The following is a 13,923-nucleotide window of genomic DNA, read 5'->3' as shown; positions in this document are numbered from 1 at the left end:
AGATGTTTACATAAAACAATCAATTTAAAAACATTAAGTATTTAAACATAATAAATACAAACAGGTGGATACATGTCTCAATTCAAATTAACAACTATTGCCATGGTTGTAACATCTACATTAGCAGCAGGTGAACTAACGGCCGCTGAACAAACTCGATTTTATGATGTAAGTGCAACAAATTCAGTTACTCAGGGCGCTTCTTTAGCTGCCGTTCAGCAGAAAACCTTAGCCGAACGCGCCACTGTGTCGGGTCAAAAATCTATTTACGATGCACAAATGGGTAAAGCAACATTTTTATGGCAAGCAATAGGTCAGCGTAAGCCTGACATGGCTTTAATCGCAGCTGATAACCGTAATCAATATGCTGCTGACTTTTATATTGAAACTTTAACAGGTATTAGTAATCGTAAAGCAACAGCATCTTCTGCTGTTATGGTTGATTTATCAGAGCAAAAACGCGGTTCTATTAGTGCAAAATACAAACAACAAGTAAACGGTGTTGAAGTTTTTAACCGCGAATACAACTTGTTAATGGATAAAGAGTACAACTTAGTAGCAAGCTCGGGTTATTTTGCTGATACGTCGTCATCTAAAAATAAACTTGCTGCGTTAACTGGTTTTGTAAGCTCTGAGCAAAGCATAAGAAAAGCATTTAGTGAATTAGCAAATATTGATGTCTCACTTCGTAAAATTGGTAACGAAGGTGGATATGCAAAATATGAGGCTAAATCATTAGATGATTCTAAGATTGTTTTAGGTACACCACGTGCAAAAGAAGTGTTTTTTGAAGTTGCAGGCGAGCTTAAATCAGCTTACTACATTGAAGTAGAAGTAGCAGAAGTTGGCTCTTTAGAAAGTGACTACTTTAGCTACGTAGTAGATTCAAATAACAGCAAAGTATATTTTGCGAAAGATTTGAAATCTCATGCAGCTGACTTTAATTACCGTGTTTACGCAAACCAAGATGGCTACCCAATGGAAAGCCCGCACGGTGACGTAATTCCTGCAGATGGCCCAGGACAAGTAGACGAGACTGAGATTTTAGATGCGCCAATGGTATCTCTATCTTACTACAGCAAACTAAGCACAATGGACCCATGGTTAGCTGATGACGCAACAACAACATCAGGTAATAACGTATTTGCTTACGCAGATGTGGTTGCACCTCAAGACTTTAGTGAAGGTGACTTTACTGCTGAAACAACAGCAGACTTCACATTTGACTACCCTTATCAAGTAGATGAAGTCGCAAATAGCTACGCAAACCGTAAAGCGGCTATTGTTAACTTGTTTTACATGAATAACTTTTTACATGATTTTTTCTATGACCATGGCTTTGATGAAACGTCAAATGTAGCGCAGGTATCTAACTTTGGTCGTGGCGGCGTAGAAGGTGACCCGATTGAAGCACAGGCTCAAGATAACTCAGGTCGTAATAACGCAAATATGTCTACGCCAGCTGATGGTGCTAGTCCACGTATGCAAATGTACTTGTACAACAGTAAAGATGCCACTGTTGGTGTAGATTTTGGTATTACAGTAACTTCACATGATTCTTTAGGTCTTTTAGCTTCAACAAAAGAATCGGGCTTTGGTAAATACCAATTCAGTGACGTGGCTGCAGAAGTTGTTCGTTTAGATGATGGAAATACAGTAGATTCAACAAGTGTAAATGATGGTTGTGAGCCTGCTATAAATGCAGCTGAACTAGCAGGAAAAATTGCAATTGTAGACCGTGGTTCATGTGCTTTTACAGTTAAAGTAAAAAATGCACAAGATGCAGGCGCAATAGCAACTATCGTTGTTAATAATGACCCAGATACGGCAGAACCGGCACCAATGGGCGGTGAAGACGATACTGTAACCATTCCAAATATGGGTTTAAATTACGCTGATGGTCATGCAATGTATGACCTAATTGATGTTCGTGAAGTTGTTACTGTAAACATGTTTACAAAAGCAACATTAAAAGATGGTACGTTTGATAATGGTATTATTGCTCATGAATGGGGTCACTATATTAGTAACCGCTTAGTCGGTAATTCATCAGGCCTTATTAACTTCCAAGGCCGCGCAATGGGCGAAGGCTGGGGCGATTTCCACTCATTAATGTTTATCGCTAAAGAAAGCGATATAAATATTACAGGTAACGATAAGTTCCAAAAAGCATATGGTAGCGGCACATTTGTAGAAGACTTCTACTTCGGTATTCGTCGTCTTCCTTATTCAACTGATACAGATGTAAATGCATTGTCGTTCCGCCATATTACTGAAAATGCTGGTGCTGATATTGGTATATCACCAACAAGCGTGGCTTCTCCTCATGCTGCCGGCGAAATTTGGGCAACTGTATTATGGGAAAACTATGTAGCGCTTATTAACGAGCATGGCTTTAATGAAGCACAAACTCGAATGGCAGATTACTTAGTTGCAGGTTACAAATTAACACCTATTGCACCAACCTACACTGAAGCACGTGATGCTATTTTAGCTGCTGCCTATGCAGTAGACCCTGCTGATTACAAATTAATGGTAGGTGCATTTGCTAAACGTGGTATGGGTCTTGGCGCAGTATCGCCAGATCGTTTCAGTAATGACCTTACTGGTGTGGTTGAATCAGATAAAACACAGCTTTCTAGCTATGCATTTGCAAGTGCTGACTTAAACAACATGTACAATGGTACAGAGCTTGGTTTTTGTACTAACGACAATATTTTAGATAAAGGCGAAACGAGTACGGTTAGCGTAACAATTACTAACCGTGGTAGTGAAGTACTTAGTGGTACAACAGCACAGCTGACTGTTATAAGCGATCACGATGTAACATTTGAAAATGATGGTTTACTTACTTTTGGTGAAGTTCAACCGTACGAAGCAATAACAAGTAACGATATCAAAGTTACTTTGAACGAAGCGGGTACAGCTGAAACACTAGAAATTGAAGTCACATTTCCTGAAATTGAAACAGACGATGATATTGTTGAAGCGCTTGATCAAACACTCACGTTTGAAGTAAATATGGGCTTTAAATCAGAAATGCCTGTTGGAGCTGTAGCTTCAGATGATATGGAAGTAGCAAGTTCATCACTATTAGATTTAAAAGAAAACGTAATGTTTGGTGGTGACTTAGCTGTTGGCACTCAGGTAATGGATAATAGTAGTAATATTGCCTTCTTTGAACAAGGTGGGTTTGGGCTAGGCACACAGGCAATGCGCCTTGTAAATAATGGTTTCCAATCAGATGTAGCAGTAGAGAGTAAGTCATTCGAAGTTGGTTACTCAGGCGACTTTGAAATCTCATTTTGGCATTTCTATAGTATTGAGCAAAACTGGGATGGTGGTGTTGTAGAAGTTAGTGTTAATGGCGGTGACTGGGTTGATGCTACTGAAATTGGCGGCACATTTGATGTTGGCTATGACGCTGTTCTAATCGAAAATGATTCGCAAGAACTTCAAGAACGTGAAACTTTTACAGGTAATAACGTACAAGATAGTGGCGCGTATGGTAATTATGAAACTATCAACTTTGGTGATGCTCTAAACGGCAACTTAGTAAAAGTGCGCTTTAGGATTTCATCAGATGGCGCAGTTGATGATTTAGGTTGGTGGATTGATAACCTAACTATGTCTAACGTTTTATCTCCTGTATTTTCAGAGCTTGTAGCGGGTGATTCACTAGCATGTGATAACGCAGCCCCACTTGTTTTAGTCGAAAGTGCATCGGCGGAAATTACTGAATCTGCTACAGGAACAATTACAGCAACAGCTACAGATCGCAATGGTCAAACACTAACTTATGCTTGGACTCAGGTTAGCGGTAGTGCTGCTACGCTCACTGGTACTGACACTGAAACTTTAAGCTTCACACCTGCAGCTATTACTGCAGATGAAGAGCTTGTTTTTGAAGTTGCCGTAAGTGATGGTGTAACAACTGTGACTCAACAAAGTACTGTAATGGTAAAAAATGAAGCGGTAGCAACAGTGCCTGTAACTGAATCAAAATCTAGCGGTGGTGGTAGTTTTGGCTTTATAGCTTTATTACTTACTCCATTAGTATGGTTTAATAGACGCCGTAAAAACGTAAGTAAATAAGTTTAAATAACATCCCGTCATCTCTAAATACATGACGGTTTTAATGAAAGGCCAGTAGCGTTTGCATCTGGCCTTTTTTATGCACTTAGTTTGATTTTTTTAGTCCTGAGCACAGTAACGACATAGACCAAGTTTACAAATGTGCTGACAAAGCACTTTACCATGCAAAAGAACATGGCCGTAATCAGTGCATTGTTGCTGATATTAGCTAACCACTGCTTAGCTAAGTAATACTTTACATTGAACTTAAATTGATAAATTCTCTACAAAGAGTGCATGAGTTTATTAAGCCAGCCATCAGCTTTTGATGGTTTGTAAATCATTACTATGTCTTCGCTGTAGCGACTGTTAACCCCCTTTACAGTTAATTTTTTAAGCCCTAAATCATCAATCACGAAATTTGGTAAATATGCCAACGCCAAGCCACTTTGTATCACCTCTATTAATGCACTGTAATCGCTACATCTAAATACAATATTGCGCGGGGCTATTTCATCTTGCCAACCGTCGGAGCCAATACCTTGTTCAAGGCCGCACAGTGGTGAAAACAACGGGCATGCAAAAGACAACTGTAGTAATTGGTTTTTATTGAGTGTTAAAAAGCCTTTTTGTACTAGCTGATGTGAAGGAGACGCAGCTACACTAAACTCAGTATTAAATACGTCAACCGCCACTAAATTAGTATGTGAGCTGTTGTTTAATGCCTCGCGAGTAACTAGCGCAATATGCGCCGAACCTGATGCAACTTGGCTTATGGCTTCACCTTCAAATACATTATTAATACGCACCGAGCAAGGCAGGTTACTAAGGGGTGTAAGCAGCTTTTTAACGCCACTTTTGAGTAAAATGGCAGGGCCTGCAATAACCGCATTAAATTTATGATTATCGCTTTTAAAACGGCTAGTAAGCTGCTGGTAATTATGAACTAAATCGCTACTGTGCTTAACAAACTCTTTGCCTTTATCATTGAGTACTAAGGTTTTACCTACACGGTTAAACAGCTCCGTGGCTAAATTTGCCTCAACCTTTTTTAGCGTTTTAGACAGCGCACCTGGGGTAATATTAAAGTGCTTAGCGGTTGTATGCAGATTTTGCGAACCCGCCATATGAATTACTTTTTCAATGTCATCTAAATGCATAGCGCCAAACCGTATTAACTAAAAGGAAACAACTAATCACTTATTATCGATTATTTGTATATAAAAATCAGCTTATAGTGGCGCTATATATATTTTTTGAGCACTAACATGAAACACATACTGCTATTTTTTATTTTATTATCGAGTGCAGCGCACGCAAATACACCTCAACACAATTCACACATAACCCACAGCTATAATGGCTTCCATGGTATGGCGCTTATTTTAGCCGGCGATAAAGTACTTGCCAGCCACATGCCTTTATACGCCCCTCCACACAACTACCAAATAGTGTATGAAGTAACTACGGATGACACCCACTTAAAAACAATCAAAAATATTTTAAATAAAGCAGCAGACGAGCAAGAACAGATCACTATTTTACCAACCAAATTTGACCTAAATTTATTAATAAATAAAAAGACACCCACCTTAAATGTAACTGTATTTAACGGCCATTTTGAACGCGGTGGCAACGCACTTTTTACTACAAAGCTAACCTTTAAAAACCCGCTATATGTTGAAAAAATAACGACTAATCAAGCACAAAAAAATGTGTTTACATTAATAAAGCTAACAGAGCAGCAAGGTTTAGTAATTCATAAAATACAAAGCAAGCCAAGCTATGACTCGTTAAGCTTAGTACCGCTTACTATGAGTAAATATAACGGGAAATTGAAGTGTGATGCTTCGATAAGCACTGCGCTTAAAAGCAAACTAGAGGCATGTTTTAAAACCGTACCAAGCTATTTAGAAACAAAAGACTTTGCAGTTAATTAATTTATAAAACCAGTGATTTTGGCTTTAAATCGCTGGCTTATAAAGTGTTACTTTGTTTTTAGTAAATTTTAAGATTGAATTTTGAGATGACACCCACCGTTAATTTTGTACTTTAGCCATAATGAATTAGGTGGTGCACTTCCAATTAGAATCTAGGAATCAATAAATAAAAAATTAGGTTGGGTGTCATCATAAAAATAAACTCAACAAACGCTGCAGCTTCATGCAGCGTTTGTTGCTATTTAATTTTCTAGGAGCTAATTAAAACTCATAGCTTATTTTGGCTGAAAAGTTACGCCCAGGTTGGGTGTATTGGCTAAAATCAGCACCTTGTGATTGACCTGCAATCAACTCAAAAGGTACATATTCTTTATCGAGCAAGTTAAGTACACCTACATTTAGCTGCCACGCTTGCCATTCGTAGTTTGCGTATAAATCAACAACGCCGTAGCCATGTCCTTGCGTAGTTTTATTACCGTTTGTATCAAGTACTACATCCGATTGCGATTTAGCCAAACGCAACGCGGCGGTCCAGTTAATATTACCCTGTTCTGTACTTAACAATACTGAGCCATTTAACGGGCTAATGCTGGTAAGAGGCTGATCGGTTTCTTTATTTTCACCATCAACGTAAGCCACGTTTGCCTCTAGTAGTATATTTTCAGCTACATACATGGCAATTCCTGCTTCAACACCGCTTATTTGTGTTTCGCTAATATTTTGGTACTGATACAGCGTTTTGTTTACGCCAGGAATGTACGTTGGCTCAACACCCACTACGGCGGTTTCTATAAAGTCATCGTATGCTGCATAAAAAGCACTTAAATTTACACTAATATCGCTGCTGGCGTATCTTAGCCCAAGCTCAAACGAATCACTGCTTTCAGGGTCTAAATCGGCGTTTGGTAATATTTGATAAAACGGCTCAACGCCGTGGCTTTGATAGGCTTGGTCGTGTGGTGGTATTTTAAAGCCTCGTACGTATTGCCCGTACAACGACAAGTTATCATCCACTTGGTATATAGCACCTAGCTTAGGCGAAAAAGCAGATTCGGTAATATCACCAAGCTGCGCATCGGCGTATAGCTCATCATTTTTAGCCTCTAGGGTGTAGTAATCATATCGCACACCCGCAATAACTGACCACGCGCTATTATTAAACGAAATACTATCTTGTACATAAGCGCCAATTAAAGAGGTATCAGCCCCCGGAAATGCTTTTTGTTTTTGATCTGTAAAATCAACAGTGCCATCGGCTAAAATACGGGTTTTAAAACGTGGGCGGGTGGTGTCGTATAAGTCTATATCAATCCCGTATACCACTTCATGATCGGCACTCTCTGCGTTAAACCCTTTATTAAATACCGCTTTTAAACCTAAAATATTTTGCTCAAAACGATAGTCGTTATAATCGGTGTAGGTGCTTGCGCCACTAATTTGATCGCTTTGTTGCTCGTAACTACTATAAGACACTTGCCCATACCATTTATCAAACGCGGCGGTTGCTACTTCTGAATGGTAATCGAGCGCCAGTGACCAACTCGTGTCATCTTCTTCGGTTTCTTGAACAGCGGGGGTTATTACTTGCTCAGTTGTTTGATTAAAGTAATCAAGGGTGTATTTAAGTGTGCGTTTTTCATCAAGCTGTTGCTCAAATTTAACTAATAAAGCATCCGACTTAGCATCATTACCGGGTAAATTTTCGTCATAGTTTTGTACTTCTTCGCTATCGCGGTGGCTATACACGGCGCTTACTGCAAAGTCGCCTAAGTCTTTTGCCGCAGTAATATCGGCGGCAACTTGATTACTTTGACCTTGATACCCAAGCGCCATTTTTACAAAGCTGCTGTTATTTTTTAAATAATCACTAGGATCTTTAGTGGTTATAACCACAATGCCCCCAAGTGCATCAGAGCCATATAATGACGATGCAGCACCTTTGGCTACTTCTACTTGTTTTACACCTGCTACGTCAAAATAATTACGGCCAACTAAATAGCCCCCTCCACCTGCATAACCATCGTTGGTGCGTCGGCCATCTTTTATAAATACAACCCGGTTACCACCAACACCACGTACTGTTAGTGTTTGCGCGCCTGCGCCACTGCCTGTCGTTGCAATGCTTGGGTCGTACTTAAACATGGTTTGTAAATCTACAGCTAGCTGACGCTCTATGTCTTGCTCGGTAATAACAGTGACTGAGCCTGTTACATCTTTAAGCTTTTGCTCAAAGCGCGAGCCACTTACAACAATATGATCGTCAATTATGTTTTCGGCAATGGCAGTGCCCGAGCCAAGTAGTAAGGTTGCTATAGCAGTAAATCTAAACGCAGAGGGATTCATTTTAACTCCAAATGATAATAGTTATTATTTATGGCGGAGATGTTACAACTAAGTCAAATTAAGATCAATTAATTATGATAATCATTTTCATTTAGATTTAACTGGTTATAATAGCCAAAAAATAAAACCGGAGTGTGTAATGAAATACCTATTTATATTGTTTGCTTTAATGGCCCAATCTGCACTTGCACAAGAGCGCGTTATTAGCGCTGGCGGCACCCTTACTGAAATAATTTATGCGCTAGGCAAACAAAATACCCTTGTAGCTGTTGATCAATCGAGCATGTACCCGCACCAAGCCACGCAATTACCGCAAGTGGGCTATTATCGCGATTTAGCGGCAGAAGGCGTACTTTCAATGCGTCCAACCACCTTGTTAGCGCTTGAAGGCGCAGGGCGAAGCCAAGCACTTAAGCAAATTGAGGCAACAGGGGTTAAGCTAATTCATTATAAAAAGCCGACCTCAGTTAACGAGCTACTTGAGCTTATAAAACGCCTTGGTACCGACTTAAACGCCAAGCAAAAAGCACAAACACTTATTACACACATTACAAAATCGTTACCTGAAAAAGCAAAAGCGCAAACACACAGCGCGCTATTTTTACTCTCAGCTAATGAGCGCGGGCTTGTTACCGCCGGGCAAGAAACCGTCCCTAATTTATTATTTAGCTATGCAGGCATTACCAATATAGGCGCTACGCATTCAGGCTTTAAAGCAATAAATAGTGAAGTACTGGCTGTAAATCAGCCCGACTTTTTAGTAGCCCCAGCCCATGTTGTACAAAGCCTTGGCGGTAAGCAGGCTTTTTGTGAGCAACCGAACCTACGCTTATTAAAAGCGGCGCAAACCTGTAACTTACTTGTAATGGATAGCCTACTTTCGCTTGGCATGTCGCCACGTATTGCCACAGCAATTAATGAGCTTAACGAGTACAAAGCCCACTTATGAACACCCTAACATTGAGCCGTTTTAACCCTGTAACACTTAGCCAAACCCATAAATGGATGCTATTAGCCTCTGTGTGTATTTTTGCTTTGGCGCTACTTAGCATAGGGTATGGGCCAGCAGGGTGGGATTGGCGTTTAGCCATTGCTTGGCTTGCACCCGAGCGCTTTAATCAGTTTGATGCGCTGCAAATAAATGTCGTAATGCAAATACGTTTGCCACGCTTTGTGCTTGCAGTGCTTGTAGGGTTGGTGCTTGCCCAAACAGGCGCTTCAACGCAAGCACTGTGCCGCAACCCATTAGCCGACCCATCTATTATTGGCATTAGTGCGGGTGCGGCCATGGTTGCAGTAGCATTTATTGCACTTAGCGCGCAGTTTAATTTTAACGCGCAGTTATATTTACCTTATGCCTCTTTTTTAGGGGCGCTTGGTGTTACCTCGCTGGTATATTTTATTGCCAAGCAGCAAGGGCAAATTAATATCACCACACTTATATTAGTCGGGGTTGCTATTAACGCATTAGCATTTGCGGTTATTGGGCTACTGAGCTTTTTTGCCGATGACAGTGCATTACGATTAATAAATTACTGGACCATGGGCTCATTAGGCGGAGCAAGCTGGATCACGATTATTCAAGCTTTGCCATTACTGCTTATTAGCCTAGTTGGGCTATGGCGATTAAAAGAGCCCATGAACTTACTCCTTATTGGCGAGTCACAAGCTCAGTACCTAGGGGTAGACACCAACAAGCTCAAACTATATATAATTATACTTGTTGCACTAGGAGTAGGGGCGGTTGTGGCACTTACCGGCTTAATAGGGTTTGTTGGCTTGGTAGTCCCGCATATTGCCCGCTTAATGGTGGGGCCGCATTTACGTAATATGCTGCCGCTTTGTATGCTAATTGGCGTAGTGGTATTGCTACTTTCTGACTGGCTAGCACGCATTGTGATCATGCCATCAGAGCTACCCATTGGCATTATTACTGCATTATTGGGTGCGCCATTGTTTATTTATTTAATAGTGAAAAATAAGCGAGGTTGGTCATGATCACGTTTAACAACCTAAGCGTTGGCTTTGATAATCACAGCATTTTAAACGCTATTAATGGCAGCGCTAAACAAGGGCAACTTGTAGCACTACTTGGTGAAAATGGCGCAGGTAAATCTACCTTGCTGCATACCTTAGCAGGTATGCATTCCTTTACAGGCAGTGTACTTTTTAATGCTAAGCCGCTGGCCGCTCATGCTAAAAAACGCCTAGCCACACAGCGCGCAGTGATGATGCAAGCAAACCACGTAGGGTTTGATTTTACTGTATTTGAGCTTATTGCAATGGGCCGCTACCCGTATGTAGAGTCATTAAAAATGCAAAGCGAAAAAGTAAATAAATACGCCGCTATTATGGATTTAAGCCATTATTTAACTCGCCGCGTAAGTGCGCTTTCGGGCGGAGAGCAACAACGTGTGCATATGGCGCGCACTTTGGCGCAACTAAACGCCTTTACACAATCGGCCGAGCCAAAACTAATGCTGCTCGACGAGCCTACATCAGCACTTGATATGCGCCATCAACATGCTTTGCTCAGCTGCGTTAAAGCGTTTGTAGGGCAGGGTAACAGCGCCATTATTGCAATACACGACCTAAATTTAGCCAGCCTTTATGCAACCGATGCTATTTTACTGCACAACAAAAAAGTGCTGCAAAGTGGGCCTATAAACACCGTATTAACTGAACAAAACTTACAACAAATGTACGCCATGAAACTGCACGTAAACCCTCATCCTTATAACGATGCACCCATGGTTTTTTCTCAACGTCAGGAGTTTTTATGAGAGAGCAAGCGTTAAACGATGCACGCACATTGGTTTACAAAACCAATGCTGGTGTCATGTCGACCATTTCTAATAATTTACGCGGTTACCCGTTTGGCTCAGTAACCCCCTATATGTGCGACGAACAAGGCCGCGTTTACTTTTTTATTAGCGATATAGCCCAGCACACTAAAAATCTAAAGCACGACTCACGTATGAGCCTAACTGTGTTTGATGCCACCGACAGTGGCGATCAAAACGAGCACGGCCGCGTAACGCTTGTAGGCGATGGCTCTATTGTGCCAAGTGAGCAAGCACACACTTTACTTGATAACTATATTGCCCTATACCCCGAAGCCGCTAGCTATCGCAACGCGCACGACTTTCAATTATGGCAATTAGACGTAGTGCGAGTGCGTTACATTGGCGGCTTTGGCAAAATATTTTGGCTTGAACAAATCGAGTGGCAGGGCGAGGCAAAAAACTGGGATGAAAGCCAACAGCAAAGCATGATTAACCATATGAATGAAGATCACCAAGATGCTATGTCGCTCATATTAATGCAGCACTACGGCGTAGCCGATAACACCCCTATAATGAGCGGCCTATTACCCACTGGTTTTTATATACAAAGCCAAAAGCGTAATTACTTTATTAATTTTAAAACCCAGTGCAACAGCCCGTTAGAGGTACGTAAAGCGCTGGTTACGTTAACCAATCAAGCACGCAACAACTTAGCTAATACAGAGGAAACAGTATGAAAAAATTAATTGCTTTACTAAGTACTGCACTACTACTTAGTGTCAATGCGGCACATGCAGACGAATGCACACTTAGCCTTGATGCAAACGACATGATGCAGTTTTCAACTAAAACGCTAAGCGCTCCTAAAAGCTGTAAAAAAGTAACTGTAAAGCTTAGCCATGTAGGTAAATTACCCGCCAATGTTATGGGCCATAACTGGGTGCTTGCTAGCGAGAAAAACATGCAAGCTATAATAACCGATGGCAACGCAGCAGGGCTTAGTAACCACTACTTAAAGCCTAACGATACTCGCGTACTTGCCGCTACCGACATTATTGGCGGTGGCAAATCAGCGCAAGTTACATTTAATACTAGCGCCTTAACAGCAGGGACTAACTACACGTATTTTTGCTCTTTTCCTGGGCATTACGCCATGATGAAAGGCACATTTACGCTTAAATAAATATCAAAGGGTGTATTGCACTAACACTGTGTAATACACCCTATTTTATTATTGGCAATGCGTTTGCTCGCCTCGTTTGGCTAAAGCTTTAAAAGCCGCTTGTTGATGTTCTTTTTGTACATAACGGGGTGGCAAAGGATTAACCTGCAACTGATACCCTGTTTGATTAGCTTGCACACTTGTTACCGGCGATATCCAAACAACATTTAACTCTGGCGCTAAACGCTTAATAACACGCGCTATACCTTCGCCATTTTTTACATGAAAATCGCCCGAAATATGCATTACCTGCGTATTTTTATGCGCTGTTACATAGTTAACAATAGACTCCCCCATAGTTTCATCCCATGTAACTTGTGCTGCAAAATAGTTTTCGTTTTGACTTGAAGTACCATGGTGCATTGATGCCATAAAGCGTTGTTTATAATCGCTTAGTGAAGTATCAATAGTACTCGCAATATAGCTTTGCTGAGTTTCATCAAGCTTATTTAGGTAACTTATGCCTTGCCTGCCAATACACGTAACAATATTTTTAGGGGCATTTGCAGCGATTACATCGCTATTGTTCGCTTTAGCCAGCTCTACCAACGCACGGTAATCACTTTTGTAATTAGGCCACGCTTGGGTGTTATCAATTAAATATTGCTCACCAATTTCACTCTTAACATACTGGTTTAAAATAGGCTGATCCGCGCGGCTAAATTGTTCAAGCGACAGTGCTGTGCGTTTATTACTTATGCTTAATTGCTCAAATAACTCCGCCTGAAATAAATGCACACCCGGGTGCGTATGCCATTCACCCACTAAAACCACATCGGCATTTAATAGCTTGGGCTCTAATAATACAGAGCTAACAGGCTTTGCTTGTGCATTATAAAGCGCAGTGTAATAAAGCGATGAGCTTTTATCAGGCGGCACAGTTGTTGTGCTACAACCACTCAAACCCGTAACTAACGCCAGAGTTAACATAGACTTTTTCATACACACCTTTCAAAACCTTTTAATGCAAATAATTATCAATATCATATACTTGTAATACCTATTAAGCCAGCCAAACTGCTGCTTACTTACATAATCAAGGAAATGAGCGAAATGCGCATTTATATGCCTTAACTTTGCTTGTAGATATTAAATAGCTTTTGATAGCAATATCTTAGGTAATTTGTTAAAACTGTGTAAAGTATAAAATGAGCGTGACATCGGCAGAAGTATGCTCGATTCGAGGCCTATAAAATCGTTCGATGTTAAATGGAGTTCTATGAAGCATCCAATTTTTAGTGAAAACATGGAAGATGGTTTTAGCCTATTCTTACTAAAATTTTCAGAATCAAGAAGCTGTCTCTTATTTGGTACCTCAGCTCTTTTGTTATTTATATTTGCAAGTCAAAACACCAGTTTTATGAGTTTTCTTAATGAACACTGGTTTGGTAACATTCTTCAGATTTTATGTGTAATTGGAGCTTTATTAAGTTGGTTTTCAGCACAAGCACATTCATATAAAAATGGACACTTTAAACTAGTAGCTTCCATATTCTTACTTTGGCCCATTATCTATATAATTGTTTTATATACATTTAACTGAAAAAACCTAACGTAA

General features: G+C 40.5%; 11 protein-coding genes. 8 read left to right on the top strand and 3 right to left on the bottom strand.

The features are described from left to right. Nucleotides 1–72: 72 nt before the first annotated feature. Nucleotides 73–4,095 carry a rhombosortase-dependent M36 family metallopeptidase gene (locus tag H5160_RS04405; protein WP_182715956.1) on the top strand — a complete coding sequence of 1,341 codons (4,023 nt, stop codon included), beginning with the start codon at nucleotides 73–75 and terminating at the stop codon, nucleotides 4,093–4,095. Between the two features lie 263 nt (nucleotides 4,096–4,358). Here the strand turns inward: H5160_RS04405 and H5160_RS04395 are convergent, their stop codons facing one another. Beyond that, on the bottom strand, nucleotides 4,359–5,234 hold the full coding sequence (locus H5160_RS04395; RefSeq protein ID WP_182715957.1) for a LysR family transcriptional regulator: 876 nt from the start codon (nucleotides 5,232–5,234) through the stop codon (nucleotides 4,359–4,361). A gap of 108 nt (nucleotides 5,235–5,342) precedes the next feature. Between H5160_RS04395 and H5160_RS04390 the strand changes: the two genes are divergently transcribed. Then, nucleotides 5,343–6,014 carry a hypothetical protein gene (locus H5160_RS04390; protein ID WP_182720234.1) on the top strand — a complete coding sequence of 224 codons (672 nt, stop codon included), beginning with the start codon at nucleotides 5,343–5,345 and terminating at the stop codon, nucleotides 6,012–6,014. Between the two features lie 261 nt (nucleotides 6,015–6,275). Here H5160_RS04390 and H5160_RS04385 read toward each other — a convergent pair whose 3' ends face one another. After that, on the bottom strand, nucleotides 6,276–8,357 hold the full coding sequence (locus H5160_RS04385) for a TonB-dependent hemoglobin/transferrin/lactoferrin family receptor (RefSeq protein ID WP_182736878.1): 2,082 nt from the start codon (nucleotides 8,355–8,357) through the stop codon (nucleotides 6,276–6,278). A 139-nt stretch (nucleotides 8,358–8,496) separates the two neighbouring features. Here H5160_RS04385 and H5160_RS04380 point away from each other — a divergent pair, with 139 nt between their 5' ends. The 5 genes from H5160_RS04380 to azu are packed head-to-tail and all read left to right on the top strand — an operon-like array spanning nucleotide 8,497 to nucleotide 12,326. Then, nucleotides 8,497–9,306 carry a hemin ABC transporter substrate-binding protein gene (locus H5160_RS04380; RefSeq protein WP_182736876.1) on the top strand — a complete coding sequence of 270 codons (810 nt, stop codon included), beginning with the start codon at nucleotides 8,497–8,499 and terminating at the stop codon, nucleotides 9,304–9,306. Then, nucleotides 9,303–10,355 carry an iron ABC transporter permease gene (locus H5160_RS04375; RefSeq protein WP_182736874.1) on the top strand — a complete coding sequence of 351 codons (1,053 nt, stop codon included), beginning with the start codon at nucleotides 9,303–9,305 and terminating at the stop codon, nucleotides 10,353–10,355. Before H5160_RS04380 ends, H5160_RS04375 begins: the two co-directional genes overlap by 4 nt. Continuing rightward, nucleotides 10,352–11,140 (top strand): heme ABC transporter ATP-binding protein, encoded by a 789-nt coding sequence (locus H5160_RS04370; protein ID WP_182736544.1) that lies wholly within the window; start codon nucleotides 10,352–10,354, stop codon nucleotides 11,138–11,140. Before H5160_RS04375 ends, H5160_RS04370 begins: the two co-directional genes overlap by 4 nt. Then, nucleotides 11,137–11,880, top strand: coding sequence for a HugZ family protein (locus H5160_RS04365; RefSeq protein ID WP_182736872.1), 744 nt, complete (start codon nucleotides 11,137–11,139; stop codon nucleotides 11,878–11,880). Before H5160_RS04370 ends, H5160_RS04365 begins: the two co-directional genes overlap by 4 nt. After that, complete coding sequence (azu, locus tag H5160_RS04360) at nucleotides 11,877–12,326, top strand: azurin (protein WP_182736540.1); 450 nt, start codon at nucleotides 11,877–11,879, stop codon at nucleotides 12,324–12,326. Before H5160_RS04365 ends, azu begins: the two co-directional genes overlap by 4 nt. 48 nt (nucleotides 12,327–12,374) lie before the next feature. Here the strand turns inward: azu and H5160_RS04355 are convergent, their stop codons facing one another. Continuing rightward, complete coding sequence (locus tag H5160_RS04355) at nucleotides 12,375–13,307, bottom strand: ChaN family lipoprotein (protein WP_182736870.1); 933 nt, start codon at nucleotides 13,305–13,307, stop codon at nucleotides 12,375–12,377. 277 nt (nucleotides 13,308–13,584) lie between these two features. Here H5160_RS04355 and H5160_RS04350 point away from each other — a divergent pair, with 277 nt between their 5' ends. Next, nucleotides 13,585–13,908 (top strand): hypothetical protein, encoded by a 324-nt coding sequence (locus tag H5160_RS04350; RefSeq protein ID WP_182736869.1) that lies wholly within the window; start codon nucleotides 13,585–13,587, stop codon nucleotides 13,906–13,908. The last annotated feature ends 15 nt before the right edge of the window (nucleotides 13,909–13,923 follow it).

Source organism: Pseudoalteromonas sp. SG43-4, from assembly GCF_014164325.1.
Lineage (GTDB): Bacteria > Pseudomonadota > Gammaproteobacteria > Enterobacterales > Alteromonadaceae > Pseudoalteromonas > Pseudoalteromonas distincta.
This window is presented reverse-complemented; position numbering and strand designations above follow the sequence as displayed.

Coding starts and splice junctions, on each gene's coding strand:
- H5160_RS04380 (WP_182736876.1), top strand. CDS start 8,497: ATGAAATACCTATTTATATTGTTTGCTTTAATGGCCCAATCTGCACTT.
- H5160_RS04395 (WP_182715957.1), bottom strand. CDS start 5,234: ATGCATTTAGATGACATTGAAAAAGTAATTCATATGGCGGGTTCGCAA.
- H5160_RS04370 (WP_182736544.1), top strand. CDS start 10,352: ATGATCACGTTTAACAACCTAAGCGTTGGCTTTGATAATCACAGCATT.
- H5160_RS04365 (WP_182736872.1), top strand. CDS start 11,137: ATGAGAGAGCAAGCGTTAAACGATGCACGCACATTGGTTTACAAAACC.
- H5160_RS04405 (WP_182715956.1), top strand. CDS start 73: ATGTCTCAATTCAAATTAACAACTATTGCCATGGTTGTAACATCTACA.
- H5160_RS04375 (WP_182736874.1), top strand. CDS start 9,303: ATGAACACCCTAACATTGAGCCGTTTTAACCCTGTAACACTTAGCCAA.
- H5160_RS04385 (WP_182736878.1), bottom strand. CDS start 8,357: ATGAATCCCTCTGCGTTTAGATTTACTGCTATAGCAACCTTACTACTT.
- H5160_RS04350 (WP_182736869.1), top strand. CDS start 13,585: ATGAAGCATCCAATTTTTAGTGAAAACATGGAAGATGGTTTTAGCCTA.
- H5160_RS04355 (WP_182736870.1), bottom strand. CDS start 13,307: ATGAAAAAGTCTATGTTAACTCTGGCGTTAGTTACGGGTTTGAGTGGT.
- H5160_RS04390 (WP_182720234.1), top strand. CDS start 5,343: ATGAAACACATACTGCTATTTTTTATTTTATTATCGAGTGCAGCGCAC.
- azu (WP_182736540.1), top strand. CDS start 11,877: ATGAAAAAATTAATTGCTTTACTAAGTACTGCACTACTACTTAGTGTC.